We start from the raw sequence: 22,386 nt of genomic DNA on the forward strand, positions 1-22,386 counted from the left end.
CTACCTTGCCCGAACCCGCGATCCACCACCGGGCAATACCGTTATCTGGCGCGGCCTTGCCCGCCTCCACGACATCACAATAGGCCTACAAATCGGCAGACGACGAAGTTGTGGGTAATTGAAAGCCGGCGTGGGCCACGGCGTGGCTCAGGGCGCGGGCTTCAAGTTCCAGGGTGCGAGTTCTTGGACGCGTGACGCTGGCCATGAGGGCAGTTGGGCGAGCAGGTGTGCGAGCTAGGCCTGGGGATCGATGTTTTTGTTCCGATCAAGGTATCGATAAGGGCGGCTGGTCGCAGGGGAGCGATCTGCGGCTTTTTTGCTAAGGCAGGCGCAGCCATCGGTGGGAAAGAAGCTAAACGCGGCCTGTAGCATGAGCATCCAGAGCGGGGGGATAGCATCCCACAGACCAAGACTTAGCCCGTCGGGAAACCAGTCCTTTTATCTTGCTTTCGTGCTTTCCTCATCCTCCACAAGGAAAAGGCTCTGCAAGTCGCCGTCCAAGCGCTGGTCGCGGCCATAGAACACAGCAAATCCGGCGTCGGCACCCTCGATTGCATTCACACCGTCGAGGACACCCAGCACGTTGGAGACGGTATCAACGCTTACCTGACGAACGACCTCGAAGAAGACAGCTCGCTGCTGTTCCGAGAGCGAAGCAAAAAACGCAAGGGCGCGCTGCCAATATGGATCGGTCGCATCGCTGAGGGGGGTGTGAGTAAAGAGTTCGCGGTAAGCCGCGACGTTTTCGTTCACGACCTCACGCATTAGGCCGGTAGCCAAGTCTTTGGGTTTCACTTCAGTTCCCTTTAATGAAGGACTGGGGATAGGCGGTTTTATTACTTTGGACAAGCTGCTGAAGCTGCGCATTCGGGATGTCGGGATATACTCGACGCAGCTCCATAATGTCACGCGCAAGTACTGCTCGGGGCGTTTCCAACCCGGCTGTGCTTCGCGATACGATCCCCCTTGGACCACGGATCGTATGCCCAACTTTCGGCACCAAGATCGCAGGCGCCGTTAGCGGATCATAGTCAGGAATCATCCTGCCCATCAGCGCCTTTTGGCCTACGTGGTGAGCGTCTAGGCCTGGAACCGTGCCCTTAATTTCATCATAAGCACCGACCCGGTAAAGCCCACTATCGGACCCCACGTTGTCGATGGTCGAGAACATTCGGGGCGCTGCCCTCTCTGCGGCAACAGCATTAGGTGGCTGCACCGACCCCGGCCACATGACACCGGGCTGGCCTACCACATTGAGGTTTGGTCCATTGGTTAGGGTGATAGGTGAACCATTAGGCATTAGACTTGGAGCATTGACTGGGACCTGAAGGGCGGCCTTATTGACCCCAATATTGGCGCGTATTGCTGCTGCAGCGCCATCGCCCGCATAGGGAACAATCGCAACTCCCGCTATGGCAATATTGGCAAGGGTTGGTTTCTCAAAGGCATCGCGGATCGCGATTCCATCGCCAATCCCTGGCAACGAACTGGACAAGGTGCCAAATGCAAACCTAGCACTTTGCTTGGAAATCGCGTTTTGCCTTTGCTGATTCAAGAAATAAGCTTCTCGCGCAGTTGGCAGACGACCAGCTGGTATAACGATCGAAGGCGGAGTTGGCGCGAATGTGTTGCCAATCGTTATGGCTGCATCGATCATTGCGTCCCACGCTTGGTCGATTTTCGACTTAGCGCGTTGTCGATCAGCCCGCACGATTATCGTTTCCACGGGCCTTTCGGGAGCAATACTGAGGCTCATTCCCCAAGGGAACGGCGAAGCGATGCCATTTTGCTTGATGAAACACGTCAGATCGAAAGAGCTAGACTGGGCTCCAGCTACTTCAGTAGTGGCGGGTGTCGAAGCTGAGTCGGGATTACCAAATAAGCTATCAACCAACAGGTTGCCGACCACAGAGGGCAGAGCGGCGCGGATATTGTCGCCAAAATCTGTCCCCTCCAGCACAGTTCGGGTTGCAGCATTTGCAACCGCGGTTGCAGCTGAAATGACCCCTTTTGCAACTTTTTCAGAAGCCTGTGACAATAAGGAGCTCGTGCCGACGAGACGTCCAACACCTGCCCCTACACCAGCCGCCGCCACAGCAGCCCAGCTGAACTTATCCTGCAAGCCTAGGGTAACTCCAATGGCTTGTGAGGCAGCACTCTTGACCATGGTGCGCGCGACATTGGACAAGATATCTTTGCCGCCAACCCCGAACTTCCCAGCGCCTCCAATGCCGCCGCTAATGAAGGCCATCCCGACCTCTTTCCAGCTGAACTTATCTTGAATACCTGTGGCCACGCCGACTGCTTGGCTGACGATGGAACCCGCGACAGCAGTAAGCCCGCCGGCCACAAAGCCGCCTATCCCACCGGTAACTACAGCGCCACTGCTAATCATGCCGGCCGTAATCGTGCCGGTGGCCGCTGCGCCTGTTGCTGCGACAGTCGCGCCGCCGAACACATTCGATGCCCAAGCTCCGATCTGTGGTCCAAGATAAACTGCAACCGCAATCGCAATCACCACCAGCAATATTTGTCCAACCACCCCACACTTCTGCTTCTTCGGTGGGGCGGCTTGGGGGGAGGTGGGGTTGACGTCGCCGAGGGTGTCGGCGGGATCAGTCGGGGTGATGGTGGCGGCGTTATAGGTGTTGCGGACGACGCCTGCTGGAATGCGCAGGGTTTGGCCGGCTGATAGGGCCGCATCGCCCGACAGGCCATTGGCTTGGGCGAGCTTATACCAAAGACCGCTATCGCCCCACAGGCTGGCGGCGACGGCTTGCAAGGTTTCGCCCCCGCGCGCCGTGATCGTGCCAGCGGCCGAGCCCTGATTATAGCTGGAAATGCCCTCTAGGCGTGAACCAAAGTCGGCCTCTGGCGTGCCGCCGGTCCTACCAAACTCAAACGCGCCTTGGCCTGCTTGGGCCTGGCGTTGGGTGATGCTGGAGATATAGGAATTATACAAGGTGCCATCATTGCCAACCTTGCCCATTTCTTTCCCGGCATAGCGATACCAATATTCAGCAGGGGCACCGCCCCCTGTGCCACTGGCACTCTCCCAGCGCTTAACCACTTCGCCCATCAAATTGGTGGCATAATTGACCGTGCGCGAACGACCATCACTGATCGACGCTTGGGTCATCACCGCTTGGCCCGCAACATGATTATAGCTGAACCACGTATTGCCAGCCGGGCTGCCTGTTTGGGTGTGATTGATGCTTTGCTGAACCGCGCCTTGATACCACGCATAAGTGTAGGTGGTGGTGCTGTTGGAGTGGTTGGACCAGTTTTTGTGTGAGTTTGAGGTCACACTCATAATCTGGCCTAGGGCATAGGCCCCACCCTGCCACGTGCCACCATAATCATAATTGGTGGTGGTGCGGACGATGTCATTGCCTTGGCGGGTCTCCGAATAGGTCGACGAGACCCTGCCCGCCGCGTCATAGGACGTGGTTTGGTCATAGGCCATCGTCCAGCTGTCCGGGGCGGTGTAGTCGATCTGGCGGGTTTGGCGGCCCGCCACGTCATAATAAATCAAGGCAACGACACCGCCGGGCCCTGTTGGGGTGGGCGTGCCATAATTGCCCGAAACTTGGCGCACTTCTGTCAGGCGGCCGCCCGCATCATAGGCATAATCTTCCCGGAATGCGGCGGTGAAGCTGACATAATAGCCACCGGGATAACCGCCGGGCTCAATATAATAATAGTTCTCATAGCCATTGTAGGCATTTGGATCGACCCAATTGGGATCATAATAATTCCAATCGACGATCCATTGCGACCCGGTATAGGAGCGCAGAGTGAAGGCCCGGTCGCCTTGGGCATTGTAGAAAATGTCGGTGCCCGAATGGCCGCGCACAATTTGGCCGTTTTGTAATTGGCCCTTATCGGTCACGACACGGTTCATTTCATCATAGCGATACCAATGATCGTGATTGACCTGTACGGTTGGGGAACCAGCATTATTCAGTGACCAGTTGGCACCCCATGTGCGGCGTACATTGCCCGCCGCGTCATAACGGTAATAGGTGTGTGCGCCCGCAACAAACCCGCCATGCTCTTGCCAGAGCGTGATGCGACCCAAGGCATCATATTGGGCACTCTGGTTCTCATGCGTCTCATTGACGTTGTTGATCGTGTACCAAGTCCCATAACCATAATCATTGGCGATGGCTTCTTGACCGGTTCGGTAGGTGCCTTGATGGGTGACATTGCCGGTCGCATCATAATGGTACCAAGTCTCGCGGCGGGCTGTATGGGCACCCTCATAGCTCCAAGAGGTGAAATCCACATATTGGCTGCGCATCTTACCGGTGTTCAGCCACGTGAAATACATCGGCGTACCACCGTTTCGCATGGTCATGCGGCCCGCAAGGTCGTAATGGGTGGCTGAGTGATTGCCACCCATATCAATCGTATACGTGGTGCGGCCGAACAAATCGGTGGATTCTTGATTGGTGCGGCCATTGGCGTAAGTGGTCGTCTTCGTCCACCCACCCATATGGCCCATGCCATGGGTCACAAAATTACTGATGAACTGATAGCTGGTCCAAGTATGGTCTCCGCCCATCGCATTTTGCAGGACGATACGGCCTTGTGCGTCATAACCGATGAAGCTACGTGCCTCCCAGGGCTGGATTGAGCTCCAGCGCTCATAAACTTGGCCGATGCTGTCATAGGCCTGCCATTGCCACATACCAGCTTGTTCAGTAGCCGTCAGACGGCCCATCTGGTCATAGGACATATTGGTGATGCGGCCGCGATTATTAACCACGCGCAGATCGCCATGCATGTCATAGGTGCGTGCTTCGCTGGTGCCATCCGCATAGAGCGTATTGGTAATCAGCGCCTCTTTGCCATCATAACCCGTGCCACCAAACAACGTATAGCGGGTGAGGTTACCATTGGCGTCACGCTGGCCGACGAGGCGGCCGGAGGCATCATAATAGCGATGCTCAGTCGGTCTCGCCCAGCTTTCAGAGCCATTTTCATGGGCGATGGTGACGTGGGGGCTCTCGACCTTAATCTGGCGACCCATGGTGTTATAGGTATAGTCGATCCGATTGCCGCGTGCGTCCTGCTCCCAAGCCACTTCGCCAAAGGCGGTGTAGCCGCGGTGCGTATGCACATGCTGGCGGAAATTTGAGTTCATTTCACGCTGCGGCTCAATCACTTCAACCGCCAAGCCCCGGCCATCAAAACGGGTGATGGTAGCGGTCACGCCATCGACGAAATTGTGGCGCATCGCGTTGCGATCCCCGCCCCAACGATCCATGACCCAATCGAGGCTTTGACCGCGAATATCCATGCCTTCGGAGGCGATCATCAAGGTCTGATTGCCGCGGCCGTCATAGACAAAATAGCGCTCTACCCCATCGCCTGCATTGCTGCGGAACAGACGCCCTGCATTGTCGTAGGCAAATTTCTCGGTGTAGACATTGTTGATCCCGCGCTGCTCCACATCGCCATAGGCGTTGTAGGTCATCATGGACGTATCCAGGTCACCTTCAGCGATGCGGCGTGACCAGCTAGACCCATTCCATTTGGCCATGCCGGTCGCACTAACGCGGCCGTCAGCATCATAATCGGTAGCGATCGCTTCATAGACACCGCCGACCCAATGCTGGTGGCGCCAATATTCTTGGCGGGTCACGCGACCTGCGGCGTCATGCACAAACTTGCGTTGGTTCCCGGTTGAATCGGTCGAAACTTCGAGCAAGCCGCCTTTGCTATAGGTGTAAGTGGTTGTGCGGCCAGCCGTCCCGCCCCAGCCCCACTTATGCGTGCGGACAAGATTTCCAAGGCCGTCATAAAGGTAGGTGAGCCCGATATTGCCAGAGCCATCAAGCGTATTGACGGCACCGTTGTGCTGCTGGATTAAGCGCCCAAAACTGTCATAAGTGTTATAGGACCAGTCGCCGGTGGCTTCATAATGGTGAGTAACCTGGCCAAGCCCATTGTAATAATAATAGATGGTAGAGCTGCCCATGGCCTGGTTTCCATGGAAGTCATGCACCAGAACATTATGGCGGCACAACCACATTCTTCGGCCCATTTTGTCATAGCCAAAGGAAGTTACCCGGTCATCTAGGGTATGATGGACATTCCAAGTCGAAACCGCTTGGCGGCGCTCAGTTAAAACATTACCATTGGCATCGTGCGTCCAATCGGTCCGGAACGCACCTTGGTCGACTTCAGCGGTCTTGCGCCCGAGCTTGTCATACCAAGCATGCACATGATGACCGTCCGCGTCCGTGGTGCGGGTGACATTGCCCATCGCGTCATATTGATAGCTAACGACCAGCTCACGCCATTGAACCGATAAGGTGTCGCCATTCATCTGGGCCGTATGGACCGGCCCAGTGCGAGTCTCGATTACGCGGTTCAGATTGTCATAGATATAACGGACAGAGCGGAAGTTGTTGCCGCCAGCTGGAGGCATTCCGCGCGCGTTCGCCGGGACACCGACCCGGTCACCATAGACGCGTGTTTCGCTTAGGGTACCATCAGCGCCATAGAAATAGCGCGTGAGCGTACCACCATTGCTAATTTCGTGGGTGACTTGGTTCGAAAGATTGTACCAACGCAGGGTGCGCTTGCCGTCGGGTGCGGTAATCTGGGTGACATTGCCCCGGCGGTCATATTGGTAAGTCTCAACCGGCTGGATGACACTGCCATTGTCCGTGCCATTAGCAACCACCAAACGCGCATCGCTCTTCTTAGCAATCAAGCGGTTGCCCGCATCATACTCATACCAAGTATTGCGCTCTTCAGCGAAGCCCGCGGCTTCTGCCTTGCGGGTCATATTTCCGCGGCTGTCATATTCAAAATTATTGTGAATATGCCATGACTTGCGATTACCGGCGCTATCAAATGTATCGATATTGAGCTGTTCTTGGGTCAGAAGCCCGCGTTTATCATATTGATAATGGGTCCAGCCACCGAGCTTGTTGCGCATGGCGCTGCGCTGACCAAACGAATTGTACTGGTAAAGCTCTTGATGGCCCTCCGCATCGGTCATCGCCGTGACGCGGCCAAGCTTGTCATATTGATACTGGGTGGTCGCGTCGAGGCCATGATCACTCACGGAAGGCTGCTGCCCATTGCCGCCGACGCCGTTGGCCCGGTTCATAAAGCGTTTGACGGACGCTACTTCCCCAAAACCATTATATTCGGTGCGGGACAAATAGCCCTCGGCATCCAGATTGGCGATCACGCGCCCCGTACGGTCATAATAGGTGTAGCTATCATGGCCACGCGCGTCGCGGGTGCGGCGCTGTTGGCCAGCCGCATCATAGTGATATTCAGTGATGCCATTATTACCATCGGTAATGCGAGAGACACGCCCGGCCCGGTCATATTCATATCGCGTATAGACTGAATCAGGATCATGAATGGATATGACCTGGCCTAAACCATTGTAGCTATAATTCTTCTTCCAAATCCAACTTCCAGGCCCAGATCCAGTTCTGCCATTAGTGCCGCTGGACCAAATTGCGCCTTGATTGTTCGATGGTGTACCCCGGTATAGGACGAAGTTTCCATCGTCTTGGATCGCCATGAAAGTTGGACCACTGGCAGTCCCAGCCGTACTTGTGGACCAAATCGCAACCGGTCCATGGCCCGCTTGATGACGGTAGACTACCAAGTTGCCATCGGTCTGGGCATCCAATGAATAGGTCGCGCCAATCACACTGTCCCGGACGCCATTTGACCAGATTAAGTTGGCATTATGATAGATCTGCAGCTCACCCTGAGCCGAGACGCCCATCTGGTAAGCCCAATTTGGCGATATCAAACGATGATTAGAGTTCAACTTGTTTGTGGAGCTATTTCCGTGCCAGCTGTAGGTCTCTAGCTCGTTATTAGCGATAAGTTCATGCTTCAAGCGCCCGGCTTGATCATAGATATAATGAATTCGGCTTTCGCCATCCTGCCAAGCGGCAGTTATGAGATATGCCTTCAAACCATTCTGAAAATAGCCGTACCAAGTCCGGTTTCCGTTTTCATCAAAGGTTTCAATCTCGCGACCAAGACCGTCATAGCCAAAGTAGCGATCAACCGCGGCACCCTTATTGGTGTCCCAAATCTGCTGGAGACTCCACCAATCTTCAACAGGCACTTTATTGGCAAAGCGCTGCTGATAGGTAACGCGTCCTTCAGTGTCGTGATGGTACATTGTAACGAAATTTTCCGCGTCCGCCACAGCACGCAAGTCACCACGCGCGTTATAGTAGTTGCGTTCAACCCGCGCTGAGCCAATCCGCGCATCGGTCCACACAGCCAGATTTGCCGCCCATTGAGAGTCGTTGCCCATGGCATTCATGTCGACGGTTTCGGCATAACGCGCGGTACGTAGGAGTCGGCCTGCTTGGTCGTAGATCATTCGTGCGACTTGGCCGCCATCATCTACCGCATAAGAGAGTTGGCCTTTTTCATTATAGACATTCCAGCTGTTGCGATTATTCGCGTTACCAACATGTTGCTCCATGTGGGCCTGAACAGAGGCATGGGAAAAATCAGTTACGCCGCTTGGGAAGGCCACTGCATGTTGGATAATCCGTCTTGGCTTGCCAGCCGAGTACCATTGGGTGCCTTGCCAATACCGATACTCCGTGACGCGCCCTGCGCCATCGATCTCATAACGAAGCTGGTCCTGCCCGTCATAGACCCAGCGCGAAGTCACATCGAGGGAGGCATCCTTCGGAACCGTATTGAAAATCTGGTCTAACGTGCCATGAACCCGTGTCCAGTTATCGTCAGCGGCGAAATTCACATAACGATGCTCTGCAATCTTTCGACCTTTGCCGTCATATTCAATGCGCGTGAGGCCACCATCTGGTGCCAAACTTCCGATTAAGAGGCCATCGCCGTCATAAAAACTTCTGGTAAGTGTATCGAGGGCATGCCAGCTAGGGGTATAGGCTACAGGCAAACCACCTGCCATATAGGATTGGATCGTCGCAGCCGGGACTGGATTGCCGTAGCCAAAAGTCCTAATCAGTCGGCCAGCATTGTCATACTCATAGCGCGTCGTTGAACCATCACCCATAATGGTTTGCACAACCCGACCTGCCTGATCATAAACCTTCCATTCCCAAATGTCGTAGGGATGAGCGGGCGGCCGCATCTGACTGATTTCAAGTTCAGCATTGGGATCATTCAAGGTACCAAGCTGGCCTGCAGCCCAATGGGTATAGCGCGCCGTTGCGACAACTCTGCCGGCGTCATCATAGCGATATTCCACCATGCTGCCTTCGCCACCAATATCAGCAACTTTCCGGCCGGCACGATCCCACACATGATACATCGACCGCCCGGTAGAATCCACGCTGCGGCGTAAATTTCCAGCATGGTCATAAAGGAAAGTGTCAGTCCCACCATTAACGTACCAGCCAGCGTCGGTTTCGGAGATTAGCTGTCCAAGTTTGTTGTAGACTGAAGCTGTCGTGCCACTCGCAGCATTAGTAACCGTTGTGGTGGTCGCTGCATCATTGAATGCAATGGTGGTTTGACCCGAACTCGGATCGATTTTGACGACAACACGGCCAAGGCCATCATAAACATAATGCGAGGTGTTTTCTGGAGCCGTCCATTCTTGGATTACACGACCCGAATGATCGCGGATGAAAAAGCTATGACTATAGCCTTCGGTATTGTTCCACCATCCAGCTATCGCTAACGGCATGCCCCAGCGAACAATCTCTGACACATCTCCCCGAGCATCATAGCGAAATTCTTCAAATGTCGTTCGGTCGTAACTTATCCCCGCCGTGGCGATCCAGTTATATAAGTCAGTGGCGGTCGGAACATGCGTCGACCCTGGCATGTACTGATAGCCAGAAAAGCCACGTTTCCAATTCAGCAATCCATTGGAGTAATAGCCATACTGGGTGACGCGCCCCTCGGAGGTGACTTCAAACTCCAGGCGGCCGGCACTATTATAAACCAGACGCTTTGTGAGTTGCTCTGTGGGACCATTTGACCGTGTTCCCCAGGACCGCTCAGCGACAAGGCGATTGGCGCTGTCATAATCATATACAGTGCCGCGGCCAGTCGCATCGGTCGTCGAGGTGGTGTTACCACGGGCGTCATAGGCAAACGTGGTCACACCTCCAGTAGCATTGGTTGTGGAAATCAGATTTCCGTCACCGTCATACTGAAACGTTGTCGTTGGTCGACTTGCCCCATTAACTGGCTCTGGCGCGAGAAGTGCGGTCAGCTGCCCAGCACCATTGTGATTTAGAACTGTCCGATTGCCGCGTGGGTCAATGATGTGGGTGCTATCGCCATGATACTCGAGACGGGTTTCACGATAGCTGCCATCCCCAGCATGATTGTGAATCCAACTAATTCGCCCAGCGCCATCGTATCCAAACGAATTCCACGACCCATCGGTCTGACCAATCGCCGCGATTTGGCGTGACGAGCCATAATAATGGTAGGTCGTCACATAGGTACCACCGCCCTGGCCATCGCTTCGGGTCAGATTGACATGGACGTGCTGCAGGCGGGCCAAAGTGTCATAGCTATATTGGGTCGAGGTGCGCTGCTGGTTCTGGCCAGTCTGCGTATTGAAAAAGCCAGTCACGATCTGAGATAAATTGTTGCCAGCCCAGTCATAACGGATCCAGCCACCGTCAGAGGTCGTTGTCTGATACAAGCGTCCATCGGCGTGATAGGCGTAAGTCAGCGTGCTGCCATCAATGTCGATCTGCTGGTGCATACGCCACGTGCCGCCACCAAAATCATTATAAGTCTCACGCTTGTTTGAGCCGCCTTCAATCCAAGTCCATTGGTTGCCATTGAATTGCAGCTCGTCATGGGCTCCGCCACCGTCCGTGGTCCAATAAGACCAACGCCCTGCCCGCGCACTGTAGGTGTAGGTCACATCTGAGCCATCCGCGGAAATCCGCCGAATGGTGGAACCCACCGTATTTACCCCACCCACAAGACCCAATATCCGGCGATCGTCATGGATGCGCCAATGGTCACCACTTTCTTCAATCGCGCCCAAGCTATTATAGGTCCGCCCCATCGAGGCATCGAGGCCACGCCCGACCAGAAACTCGTCCTGACGCGAGATAACAAGATTGCCCGTGCGCGCATTGACCGAAACCGCGTCACCTCCGCGGCCCACCAATCCACCGCCAATTAGGCCCGCTGACCCCAATGCTGCCGCAGAGCCGCGCTCAAGACCTGCTCCAAGACCCGTGAAAAAGGCAACCATCTCACATCCCCGTCTCAATCGGCGGGTGTTTCTTGCCTCAGTCACTCTTTAGGAACTTCAGCAAGGAAACACCAAGTATCGAGTAAGTGATCGACGGATTTCGGAGAAAGTTTAGCGCGCGCGTCGTTTTTTTTAAAACTAAATTCGGTGATAGCTCCCGGCCTTACACTTCAATCCAATGGCGTATTCAGCCTAGGTTTTAAGGACGGCAACGCCGGTTTTGAGCTTCCCTTGCCCACTGCCGAATGCGGTTGCGAGCCATGACTGCAGGTTGTAGCCTTTAAGTATTAATTTACTAAGGTTAGCGGGCCAATTAGCTCCCAAAACATGCCATTAAGGATCTTACATGGGCTCAGACTCCTTTATGTTCCTCATGAACGAAATGCTCTGGGTCGCCGCGCTGGTGGCAGCGCCAATCCTCATATCTACCTTGGTGGTCGGCGTCCTGATCAGTGTGATTCAAGTCGCCACGCAGATCCAGGAAATGACGATTAGCTATGTGCCAAAGCTTGCCGTAGCCGCTTTAATCCTAATTCTTCTAGGTGGCTGGATGATGGGTCGCATCGGCGAATTTGCCCGACAATCCTATGCCTCTATCTCCACCATCCGATAGGCATCTCACCTCGATGTTGCCGCCCCTTTTGCCCCTTTCTCTTCAATTCCTGGCTTTTGTCTTTTGACCGACTTTGTGGCCTTTGCTGAAGCGACCTTGCTGTGCAGCTTGCGTCTGGGGCCAAGTCTCGCAGGCGCAGGACCTTTTGGATTAATCCGCATCCCCACAACCGTCCGTGTTTTTTTAGCACTTGGGATTGCAGGGGCCATGATGGGTGCAAATCCAGATCAAGTGGCGAATTTTGCTATTAAGGACGGCAACTTTCTCTTGGCCGCCCCGGGCGAGCTCTTTATCGGCGTCCTAATCGCCCTCGCCTTGCATCTCGCATTTAGCGCCGTTCAATTTGCTGGACGCATGGTTGACCTCCAAGCAGGCTTTGGGATGGCCCTACTCGCCGACCCTAATTTACGCGGGCAAATGCCACTGGTCGGCTCCCTCATGGCCTATGCGTGTGCCGTCGTGTTCTTTTCGACAAGTGGACCAGCCGATCTTCTAGCCATATTCGCGCGAAGCTTAGAAGCCCTGCCGCTTGGGTCCGCATTTGCCCCCCCAGGGCCTGAAGCCATTTTGAGCCTCTGGAGTGCCGTCACACTCCTCTCCTTGGGACTGTCTGGCCTTTTGCTTCTGGTCTTATTCCTGATCGACATCTCCATTGGCCTGATGTCACGAACCTTGCCACAAATGAATGTGCTCATGCTTGGCTTTCAGGTCAAAACGCTGGCCGTTCTCATTCTTCTGCCGCTAACGATTCCAACCGCAAGTGCCCTTTATCTGCGTATCATTCGCCTAACCTTTGAAACCACAGCAACTTGGTTTGGAGGCTAAAGAATGGCTCAGCAGGGGGTGGAAGAAAATAAAACTGAAGAAGCAACGCCACACAAACTCATCAAGGCGAGAGAGCGCGGCCAAGTGGCTCGCGGGACCGACCTTGGCTTCTTCTCGACAATGCTCGCTAGCGCGGCCCTTTTGTTGATTTTCGGCACGCATCTAAGCACCTTGTTACGCAATGCGATGGCCCAAGCGCTACTCTCTATTCCTGCCGCGAGTGGTACCTCTCAAACAGTCTCCATTCTCGTCGCCCAAGTCTCCGGCCCATCCATTCAAATCGTCTTGCTCGTTGGATTTGGCGCGGCGCTCTTTGTTGCTTTGCTCGAAGTCGTGCAATTGCGCGGCCTGATCTTCAGCACGCACCCACTAAAGCCCGACTTTAGTCGCCTCAATCCCATGCAAGGCCTAAAGCGGCTATTCTCCGTCCGCATGCTCAAAGAGACACTCAAAGCCATCGCAAAGCTCGGCCTCTATGCAGGCTTCAGTGGGCTCGCCATTATCTTGTTCGTATCAGGTGGCCACCTCCAAGTGGGCGGTGCCGAACTGGGGCAAGCCATGTATGATGGACTGCTTACCTTGATCACTGTCTTTGCCGCCCTCGCCCTTTTGTTTACCGCGATTGACCAAATCATCGCTCGGAGCGAATTTGCCAAAGAAATGCGGATGAGCCGTAGCGAATTTGAAAGGGAACACAAGGAACATGAAGGTGAGCCACGCCAAAAGCAAAAAAGACGGCAGCTTCATGCCGAGTACGCCAAACAGACACGCCAATTAGAAGGCCTTCCAGGTTCTGACCTCTTGATCGTCAACCCACAACATATCGCTGTCGCACTCGCCTATGATCCAAGCGTCATGGAGGCACCTAAAATTGCCGCCTTTGGCCGCAATCACTTTGCTCTCTTGCTCAAAGAACGCGCCGCCGTGCTTGGCATTCCAATCATCACAGACCCTGCACTGGCTCGCGCACTTTATGCTGGAGCCGAAGTAGGTCAATCCATTCATCAAGCCCAATTTATTCCCGTCGCGCACCATTATCTGCGCCAGCGCGAACAAAAAAATAATCCGGAGCCAACCCATGTTCACTAGCTTTTTTGCCCGCAATCGAGAGCTAGCGCTTGTTGTGTTGATGCTCATGATTCTGACGGTTCTGTTCGCGCCCATCCCGACGGCCGTTCTGGATTTAGCCCTCATCATGAATTTTGGGCTTAGCCTCGCGATCCTTCTCTTGACTTTCTATGTCGCAAAGCCGGTCGACTTTTCGACGTTTCCGTCCTTGCTTCTCATCGCAACCCTCTTTCGCCTTGCTATTAACATCGCCTCGACACGCCTGATTTTGACGGGAGGCGACGCTGGCGAAGTCATCGCGGCTATTGGTACTTTCTCCATTTCCGGCAATTTCGTGGTCGGGCTTGTGGTGTTCTTTATCCTCGTGGTGGTGCAATTCATCGTCGTAACATCCGGAGCTCAACGCGTCTCAGAAGTGGCCGCACGCTTTACCCTCGATTCCATGCCAGGTCAGCAAATGAGCATTGATGCGGACTTGAACATGGGCCTGATCACTCAAGAAGAAGCCGTTAAGCGGCGCCGCAATCTCGAAAAAGAAGCCTCCTTCTATGGCTCTATGGATGGCGCAAGTAAATTTGTGAAAGGCGATGCCATCGCAGGCATCATTATCGTTTTCATCAACATCATTGCAGGATGCATTATTGGCGTCGTCAGTATGGATATGACCTGGGGCGAGGCGGTGCAAACCTTCTCGCTTCTAACTGTCGGCGATGGCATCGCAACTCAAATCCCTGCCTTGGTCATTGCAGTCGCCACCGGCATTATTGTCACCCGGTCCTCTTCAGACCGCGATTTGAGTACAGAGGTCTTTGCCCAGCTCCTCTCCGCCCCTAAAGCCCTCTTGGCTGTTTGTGGCATATTGACTGCCATGCTGATGCTACCAGGCATGCCAAAGTGGCCACTCATTGTCATTGGGGGTTTAGCTGCGATCCTCATTTTCAATTGGCAGCGACTAGTACCCTCAGAGGCCAGTCTGGCACCCAAGATCGACCCACCAGATTCTGTCAGCGTCGGCGCAGAGAAATTTCCTGCTATCGCCGTGCATTTTGGTCCGGCAATTTCAGATGCCTGGAAAGACCTCAATGTCGTCATTCTCGAACGCATCGAAAATCTTCGGGACGCCCAAGAACGCGATCTTGGCCTCGCGTTTCCCGCTGTCAGCTTGCGAGACGGGGCTGGTCTAGGGACCTATGAATATGAAATCCGCTTGCTTGGAACACGTTATGCCCAAGGTGAGGTTCGGCCCGACCAGATACTCGCCCTGAGAACTGACGCAGATGCTGTGCAAAAGACGCTCGGCGGCATGCCAGGGATTGATCCAGCTTTTGGTCTTGCAGGAGAATGGATTTCAAAACCCAATGATGGAAAGCTCGCCAATTTGCCGGTTGGCTGGACCGAAGTTGACCCCATCACTGTTTTCATCACCCATTTAGGCGAAGTCCTGCGGGCCGAAGCCCCTGTACTTCTGACGCGTGCCGCCACAGTCAGGCTGCTTGAACGCGTTCGTGGCGATCAGCCGGGTCTGGTTGAAGAACTCATCCCCACGCTCATGGCTGTCAGCGATGTTCAGAAGGTACTTCAACTGTTGGTCAGCGAAGGCGTAAAAGTCTCAAATATTGAGCTCATAGTGGAACATCTTGTTGATTTGGCTCGTACCGAAAAAGACGCCGCCAATCTCGTCGAAGGCCTACGCCAACGTCTTGCCCTCTCCATCTGCAACGCCCTAAGGGGTCGCAATAAGGACTTGGCAGTTCTTACTTTAGAACCGCGCTTGGAGAACCAAATTGGGATGTCGCTAGCGCAAACTGGTCGCCGTGAAGGCCTACCCTTTGATGCTCGCCTAGCCGAAACACTACTCCGACGCCTTTCGGAAGAAAGCGCAAAAATGTCGAAAGCCGGTCGTGCCCCTGTCCTGTTGTGTAGTAGCGAGTTGCGCCGACCCATCCGCGCCGTGATGAAGCGCGCAGCCCCAAAGCTTGCGATCATTTCGGTAGCTGAGATCCCGCAAAACATCGAATTGACGGCCTTTGGCGTGGTCAACGCTGATCCGGAACAACGTCAAAGCCCAATTCAATCCACCCAAACTACGGCCCAAGCCGCTTCAGGCCAAGGGTCCTCCACACCGACGCCATTCTCGGGAGAAGCGCTCGCATGAGCCAGTCTGACCGCACCCAACTCGAACAACTTCTAGGCTATCTCAAAGTCGACCCTCAAAATGTCGCACTCCTGGAAGATACAGCGCAAGCTGCAGCCATGTGTCATGATGTACCAACAACCAGCGCCATGGTTGAGCGCTTGAAAGCCTTAGGGCCCCTATCACCAGCCATGCGCGCCCTTGAAGGCCGCTTGCTCATGGGCTCGGGCCGCTTTGATGAGGCCGTGCACCTCTACCGAGGTCTGCTTGAACAATTGCCAGATGATACCGGCGCGAAATCATCCTTGGCTTGGGCGCTTGTGCAAATTGGGCAGAATAAAGCTGCCCTTATTCATTTGGATGAAGACACTGTCGCTGTCTGGCCACAAGCCGCCGAGCTTCGGCTCAGGCTGTTGCATAGCACCGGCGCTTTTGAGCAAGCCGAAGCTGAACTAAATAGTCTCCTTACCTTTCATCCCAAACACGAAGGCCTCTTAGCAGCTGCTAGCGTGTTGGCCATTGATCTTGAAAATCCTGAAGTCGCCCGCGACCTTGCCCTTCGGGCGGGCGACCAGCCAGATGCCCATGCAACACTCGGCCTTTTAAGTTTGGATGGTGCCGAGATTGAAACAGCGGAGGGTCAATTCGATCGCGCCTTGCAACAAAAACCAGATCTGGCTCGCGCTTGGATTGGCAAAGGCCTTGTTGCGATGGCGCGTAACACGCCCCAAGAAGCCCTAAAACCCCTGCAGCGCGGCGCTGAGATATTCGGCGATCATTTGGGAAGTTGGATCGCCCTTGGCTGGGCTGAACTCCTCAGCGGCGATCAAGCCGGCGCAGAACGAACTTTCCACCACGCTCTCGACCTCGACCGAAATTTTGCTGAATCGCACGGGTCACTGGCCGTGATTGAAGCACTCAAAGGCAATTTTGACACCGCCCGCCGAGGCGTTGAGACCGCCATGCGACTGGATTCGAGCTCATTTGCAGCCGTATTTGCCTCTGTCCTGATCGCTTCAGCCCAAGGCAAAGAAGATGCCGCGCAAAGAATTTTTGATCGGGCACTCGACACACCCATTCAAGCAGATGGACCAAGCCTACGAGACATGATTTCCCAATTTGCCCGAAGCTCCTAGATAAAGGCCGTCGCCATGGGTTTACTTCGCGTCGCGCAACTCGTTCAAAGTTGCTTGCAACAAATCATGGGCGTCGGTGTCCGCTTTGATCTGCTCATAAATTTTATCAATAATCGACTGAAACTGTGGATCGCTTGCGACCCGTGGGCCAAAATGATCAGCCAAAATACCAGCCAAGAGCAGGTGACCCGCCTCCCGATCCGATAGGCCTTGCGTTTCAAGGAGCGCACGGGCACGGCGAAGCGGTCGGGGGCCCCGCTCGGTACTGGGCTGTTGAACCCGAAGCCCGCCATGGCCCTTCAGCTTGGCTGACAAGAGACGAATGAGCTGCTCTTGAGGGCTAATTCGAACCATGACGTCAGACCCAAACAGTTAGAGAGGCAGAGAAGAACTCTGGTTTCAAGTTATGCTGCTCCAAGAACCAGCGGGGACGATCAGCTAGTGCAACTTTGTGCCGAAGCGCTGGAGCAGGAGAGAAGCCTCACTCAATGCCTCTGGTTCCGCAGCAGGCTGCAAGCTTTCTCGTTCATCGCCTGGCTGCTCGGCTTGATCGTTACCAAACTGATTGTTCGGCTCAATGGCTTGATCAAGCCGCTGCAGCAATAAGCGCAAGTCATTATTGAGGGGCTCATTGTCCATATTCCTAGAGATCGCCGTCTGGAAGTGACTGCGAACGCCAGCAAAATCATCTCGGACAAGACAGCGCATGCCGTCCAAGACACTTCGTAAGTAATCGCCATCAGGCAGGCGGTCTAAGGGCCCCCAAACCTCCAAAGCACGCGCAACTTCACCCGAAGTCAAAAGAAAGAAGCCGTATTGGTAGCGCGCCAAAGCAAAATCAGGCGCAAGCGCGAGTGTTCTTGCAAATGCATCATGCGCCGCTACCAGCCGGCCAACAGCAACCAGCATAGAAGCCTGCAGGAAGGTCAAACGTGGATCATTCGGGAATTTCACAACCAAAGCATCAATGGCTTCCGTCGCCCCGGCATCGCCTTGCGCCATAAGTGCAGCCGCTTTGGCCAGTGTTTCATCATCACATAGGTTAGTCTGCATCAATCAGTCCCCCTTATCCCGTAATCTGTCCTTAAGCTTGCCTAAGGCTGCCCGATGGATCTGCGAAATTCGCCCTTTTGAAAGCCCATGAGCTAAGGCCAACTGGGCAAACGGGACCCCTTCAAAATAATGTTGACGAATAACACTAAGTTCGGGCTCATCCAACTTCTGCGTCTCGGATACGACGGCAAGCTGCAACTCGCGCACTGCTTCACCGCCATAGCGCGCCGCGAAATAATCCTTTGATACGGAGGCATCAAGCTCGGCAACCGCTTGATCAGCAAGAATGCCAATCGCCAAACCCACCACAAGGTCTGATAGTGAACCCAATAATGCCTCGACCCCAGGACCAGGCGGTGCGGCACGCAAGGAAGCCATTCTGTCCGTCAAGGTGCGCCGCCGCGCTGTATAAGCAGCAGCGGCATCGCTCGATTTAGCCAAGCCATCGCGAATAGCGCCGCTGATCCGTCGACGGGCATAAGCTTGAAATGGAACACCCAAGTCCGGGTTAAACCTATCAATGGCTTGTAAAAGCCCTTCGAAAGCAAGCTGCTCAAAATCTGAAATATCAAGACCATAGGGCGGGTGCGTTCGAAACTGACCGCGAGCCACAGCGCGCGCGAAGCGCGTATATTCTCCAAAGAGACTTGCCCTAGCGTTCTTGTCTCCGTGATTGCGCCAGCGATACCAGAGTGAGGCAGAAACACGCTCGCTATCGGTAATCAGTCTTAATCCTGCAGAACCCGAAGTCGAGGCCTGACTGGGACCAGATAATTCACGGGCCGCGCGCTCGGGCTCCATCAGCCAAAGCCCCCAACCAGCCCCCGAATTACAAGCGCCCACCCATCGATGAGAACAAACATCAGGACCTTGATCGGCAGAGAAATTGTAGCCGGAGGCACCATCATCATGCCTAGCGCCAACAAGATGCTGGCAACCACAAGGTCAATGAGCAAGAAAGGCAATAAGATCACAAAGCCGATTGAAAAGGCAACGCGAAGCTCATTTATCACAAAAGCGGGCGCAAGCCTGAAGATATCGACATCCTCAGGCCGATCAGGCACGGCCGTCTTACTGAGGCTATACATGAGCTCAAGGTCACTATCTCGAACATGCTGAAGCATGAATTGCTTCAAAGGCGTTGCGCCCTGGATCAAGGCCTGCTCAACACCAATGGCCCCATTTAAAAGGGGCTGAATGGCGCTTTGATTGATCGTCGAAAAGGTTGGTCCCATCACAAAGACCGTCAAAACCACCGCCAAACTAACCAAGACTGTGTTGGGAGGCGTTTCGGGCATTGCGAAAGCGTGTCGCACCATCGCCAATACAATCGCGATACGAACAAAAGCTGTCATGCAAACAAAAATCGTTGGCAGTACCGCCATCAGCGAGACCAATATGCCAGTTCGCAGCAACTGAGCATCCGCCAAGCCGGTTGAGGACACAGGAGCCGCTTCGCTTGGCGCAGCGGCTTGAGCGCCAGCCGCAGATGGGAGCAACGCAAAAGCGATCCAGACTAGCGAACAAATCAAGGTAAATAGCTTTGACTTGGACATCAGGTTGTTACCTCTGGCGGCTCTGGTGGACGCGCGCTCACGGCACACACACCCCCGGCGCCAACGACAATAAGCCAGTCCTCTCCGGCTAAGCGAACATGATGGGCGCTCGCCCCTTGTGCCAGTGGACGGCTCGCTAAAACCACCAGGTCAGACTGTGTGCCTTCCACAGGCCGCCCCAAACTCGAAACCCAGGCAGACAGGCCATTAGGGACTGCCAGTCGGCTACGGGCAATCAAGAGAGCAGCACCAACAGCTAATATGCACCCTAAAGCCAAGACGGCTAAAACTCTGGCAAGGGAGACAGTCTGATCAGCCGAGTCAGATTGCATGGACAAGGAGGAAGCTGCCCCAAAAACCATAGTCGGCCAAAGACTCCCACCAAAGGTGAACAACCCCGCCCAGCTAAGTTGATGACGCAACGAAACCCCGAAAGTCATCGTCAATTCGCAAGAGAGGTGATGCGGACGCCAAAACGGTCCTTAACAGAAACCAACTCACCGCGAGCCACTGCAATGCCATTAACCCGAATATCAACCGGGTCGGCCAATAAGCGGTCCAACTCAACGATGGTTCCTGGCTGGCATTCAGCCAAAGCCCCAACTGTCATGGTTGCCGTGCCTAAAAAGGCTTCCACCTGAACACTCACAGTATCGAGTATGGCTTGACGAATATCCGCACCTGAAGGCTGTGCCCCACTAAGGTCAGTCGAACTATTTGGTTTTGATTTGCCACTCAAAGGCTTGCTCCAGGTCTAGGGTTTTTTAATTGGAGCTTTAGGGGTTGTCCGAGTTCGACAACCGGCTCACACGCCCAATCGGTTACAGGGCGATCATTTATGGTAAGTTCCAGCGCACGTGTCGTCGGTCGATCTAGAACCAACACATCACCAGGCTGTAAGCGCTCCAAATCGTTGGCACTGATATGTGCCCGTCCAAGCAAGGCACCGAGGGCAAGCGGCCGATCCACGATGCTTGCCAATAAAGAACCCGGCACCAAGGCAGGAATCCTATCGCTTGGATCCTCAGCAGGGTCGATAAAAGCCAACCTCATTCGAGCAGCTAAATCGGCATCCAAAGTCCCCCACAAGCGGCCGACCATCGCCATCGAACCACTGGTCCGCCAGCTTAAGGAAAATCCGTGACGACCGAGCTTATCAAGCGACACATCGCCCGCCTTGACCAACTCCAATTTTGAAAACCCAGGAAGATCAACACACATTTGTTGAGCTAGCCCAGTCAAGGCATCTCGCAGCAGGCTTTGGAGAAACTCCTTATCAAACTCATTGATCTGCTCTGGTTGAAGCGCGACGCCAAAGATGGCCTCTGCCAAACCATCAAGCGTCTTTTGTCCAATCACAATCGACAAAAGCCCTGACTGCTCCTGCAAACACAAAACAGGGTCGTCATCTTGTCCAATAGAGGATGGCGACCGACCAGGTAGCCAAACATCTGCGCTCGCAGTGACGGTGCCGCGCAGCCAATTTCTTGACCACGCGCCAAACGCTCCCTGCAGCGCCCCTGCAACGACACCGTCCATCCAAGCCGTTGCAGGCAGATGTCGAACCACCGACATCGCGCCTAGCCTTGACCGCGCAGCGCAAGCAACTGCTGGATCATCTCATTGGATGCGCTCACGATCTGGGAACTGGCCTGATAGCCGCGTTGGATCAAAATGAGCTCACCAAACTGGCGCGACAAATCGACATTTGAAGCTTCAAGCCGGTTCGACAAAACCCTGCCTGCTCCCTTTGCCGAACTTCCGGCAAAGGCGATCCCACGCAAATCGTCCAACTCATAAAGCCCATTGCCAATTTCGGACAATTGTTGCGCATCAGCTGGCAAAGCCAAGGCAATATCGCCCACAGTCTTCGTATCTTGGTTGGAATAAGTCAGCGAAATCTGACCCTTTTCATTCACCGACACATTGACCAGATCACCCCGATCCCGACCATCCCGCCCGTTTTGAGCAACCGTCAAATCAGACCGATCGCCGTTTGAGAACGGCGTGACGCCTTCAGAGAAGTCAAACTCAATCGACAAGCCCGAAGTGGAATCCGCAAAAGTCATTTTACTAGTAGTAGCCGTTGGAAGGCCGTTCTCAAACCGTATTTTCTTGGATGGCAAGGCGGTTCCAGCAGCATTACGAACTTCAATACCCCATTCAACGGCGGGAGGATTTGTTGTGATGGAGGCCGCGTCACGGGTGAATAAGACTTGCCAACCTTGGCTTGATCCGGAAGCATCAAACACCGTCACGGGCACAGTGTGGGTCACTGAAGCGGCCGTGCTTGAAAGATTGCCATTAAACTTGATCTTGGTGGTCGCCACTGGTGAGCTAAACCTTTGCCCAGCCAAGGTTACCGCTTGGGGCTGGCCACTGCCGTTTAAAGTAGCCAAGCGCAGTTCGGTGCCCGCAAGGACAATCTCACCGTCGCCATTAACCTCAAAACTGCCAGTACGGGAAAGTACAGTCTGTCCATCGCGACGCAGCAAGACCAAGAAACCGGCCCCATCCACGGCAAGATCAAGCCCACGCGTTGTCTGACGAAGTTCACCTTGCGCGAAATCTGTCCGGCTTTCACTCAGCGCAACACCTTGGCCATCGCGGGACACCGATCCAAAGCCGCCCCCAGATCGCACAAGGTCACCAAAACTGGTGGTCCCAGCTTTGAAGCCAGTTGAGTTCAAGTTGGTGATATTGTTCGAAATCTGGCGCAAACCGCTTGAATAAGCATTCATGCCGGACAAACCGACAAACATTGAACTAAACAT

At 54.4% G+C, this 22,386-nt stretch carries 15 protein-coding genes; 5 read left to right on the top strand and 10 right to left on the bottom strand.

Translation table 11 applies throughout. The features are described 5' to 3' along the window. Positions 1 to 438: 438 nt before the first annotated feature. Positions 439 to 795 (bottom strand): hypothetical protein, encoded by a 357-nt coding sequence (locus tag ACIQ20_RS10315; RefSeq protein ID WP_395780006.1) that lies wholly within the window; start codon positions 793 to 795, stop codon positions 439 to 441. A 1-nt stretch (position 796) separates the two neighbouring features. After that, positions 797 to 11,227, bottom strand: a complete 10,431-nt coding sequence (locus tag ACIQ20_RS10320) for a hypothetical protein (protein ID WP_395780008.1) — start codon at positions 11,225 to 11,227, stop codon at positions 797 to 799. A 346-nt stretch (positions 11,228 to 11,573) separates the two neighbouring features. On the opposite strand from ACIQ20_RS10320, the gene ACIQ20_RS10325 reads away from it, so the two are divergent. The 5 genes from ACIQ20_RS10325 (at position 11,574) to ACIQ20_RS10345 (ending at position 17,003) form a co-directional block, all read left to right on the top strand. Next, on the top strand, positions 11,574 to 11,840 hold the full coding sequence (locus ACIQ20_RS10325; RefSeq protein WP_395780010.1) for a flagellar biosynthetic protein FliQ: 267 nt from the start codon (positions 11,574 to 11,576) through the stop codon (positions 11,838 to 11,840). A gap of 63 nt (positions 11,841 to 11,903) precedes the next feature. After that, entirely contained in the window at positions 11,904 to 12,665 is a 762-nt protein-coding gene (locus tag ACIQ20_RS10330) for a flagellar biosynthetic protein FliR (RefSeq protein WP_395780012.1), read from the top strand. A 3-nt stretch (positions 12,666 to 12,668) separates the two neighbouring features. Beyond that, complete coding sequence (locus ACIQ20_RS10335) at positions 12,669 to 13,754, top strand: flagellar biosynthesis protein FlhB (protein ID WP_395780014.1); 1,086 nt, start codon at positions 12,669 to 12,671, stop codon at positions 13,752 to 13,754. Further along, positions 13,744 to 15,888, top strand: a complete 2,145-nt coding sequence (locus tag ACIQ20_RS10340; protein ID WP_395780016.1) for a flagellar biosynthesis protein FlhA — start codon at positions 13,744 to 13,746, stop codon at positions 15,886 to 15,888. The genes ACIQ20_RS10335 and ACIQ20_RS10340 overlap by 11 nt, the downstream gene beginning before the upstream one ends. Then, positions 15,885 to 17,003: a tetratricopeptide repeat protein gene (locus tag ACIQ20_RS10345; protein WP_395780018.1), complete on the top strand. Its 1,119-nt coding sequence runs from the start codon at positions 15,885 to 15,887 to the stop codon at positions 17,001 to 17,003. Before ACIQ20_RS10340 ends, ACIQ20_RS10345 begins: the two co-directional genes overlap by 4 nt. Positions 17,004 to 17,024: 21 nt before the next feature. On the opposite strand, the gene ACIQ20_RS10350 is transcribed toward ACIQ20_RS10345, so the two are convergent. From ACIQ20_RS10350 to ACIQ20_RS10385, 8 genes are all read right to left on the bottom strand, one after another. Beyond that, positions 17,025 to 17,357 (bottom strand): hypothetical protein, encoded by a 333-nt coding sequence (locus tag ACIQ20_RS10350; RefSeq protein ID WP_395780020.1) that lies wholly within the window; start codon positions 17,355 to 17,357, stop codon positions 17,025 to 17,027. 84 nt (positions 17,358 to 17,441) lie between these two features. Further along, the gene (locus tag ACIQ20_RS10355) at positions 17,442 to 18,056 is read right to left on the bottom strand and encodes a tetratricopeptide repeat protein (protein WP_395780022.1); all 615 of its coding nucleotides are present in this window, start codon (positions 18,054 to 18,056) and stop codon (positions 17,442 to 17,444) included. Between the two features lie 3 nt (positions 18,057 to 18,059). Continuing rightward, positions 18,060 to 18,857: a sigma-70 family RNA polymerase sigma factor gene (locus ACIQ20_RS10360; protein WP_395780024.1), complete on the bottom strand. Its 798-nt coding sequence runs from the start codon at positions 18,855 to 18,857 to the stop codon at positions 18,060 to 18,062. Beyond that, the gene (fliP, locus tag ACIQ20_RS10365) at positions 18,857 to 19,612 is read right to left on the bottom strand and encodes a flagellar type III secretion system pore protein FliP (RefSeq protein WP_395780026.1); all 756 of its coding nucleotides are present in this window, start codon (positions 19,610 to 19,612) and stop codon (positions 18,857 to 18,859) included. Before fliP ends, ACIQ20_RS10360 begins: the two co-directional genes overlap by 1 nt. Beyond that, positions 19,612 to 19,950, bottom strand: a complete 339-nt coding sequence (locus tag ACIQ20_RS10370) for a hypothetical protein (protein WP_395780028.1) — start codon at positions 19,948 to 19,950, stop codon at positions 19,612 to 19,614. The genes fliP and ACIQ20_RS10370 overlap by 1 nt, the downstream gene beginning before the upstream one ends. A gap of 104 nt (positions 19,951 to 20,054) precedes the next feature. Further along, the gene (locus ACIQ20_RS10375; protein WP_395780030.1) at positions 20,055 to 20,351 is read right to left on the bottom strand and encodes a FliM/FliN family flagellar motor switch protein; all 297 of its coding nucleotides are present in this window, start codon (positions 20,349 to 20,351) and stop codon (positions 20,055 to 20,057) included. Further along, entirely contained in the window at positions 20,348 to 21,187 is an 840-nt protein-coding gene (locus tag ACIQ20_RS10380; protein ID WP_395780032.1) for a FliM/FliN family flagellar motor switch protein, read from the bottom strand. The genes ACIQ20_RS10375 and ACIQ20_RS10380 overlap by 4 nt, the downstream gene beginning before the upstream one ends. Before the next feature lie 5 nt (positions 21,188 to 21,192). Then, on the bottom strand, positions 21,193 to 22,386 hold the full coding sequence (locus tag ACIQ20_RS10385; protein ID WP_395780034.1) for a flagellar hook-basal body complex protein: 1,194 nt from the start codon (positions 22,384 to 22,386) through the stop codon (positions 21,193 to 21,195).

The sequence above is a fragment of the Aquidulcibacter sp. genome (assembly GCF_044346625.1).
Taxonomy (GTDB): Bacteria; Pseudomonadota; Alphaproteobacteria; order Caulobacterales; family Aquidulcibacteraceae; genus Aquidulcibacter.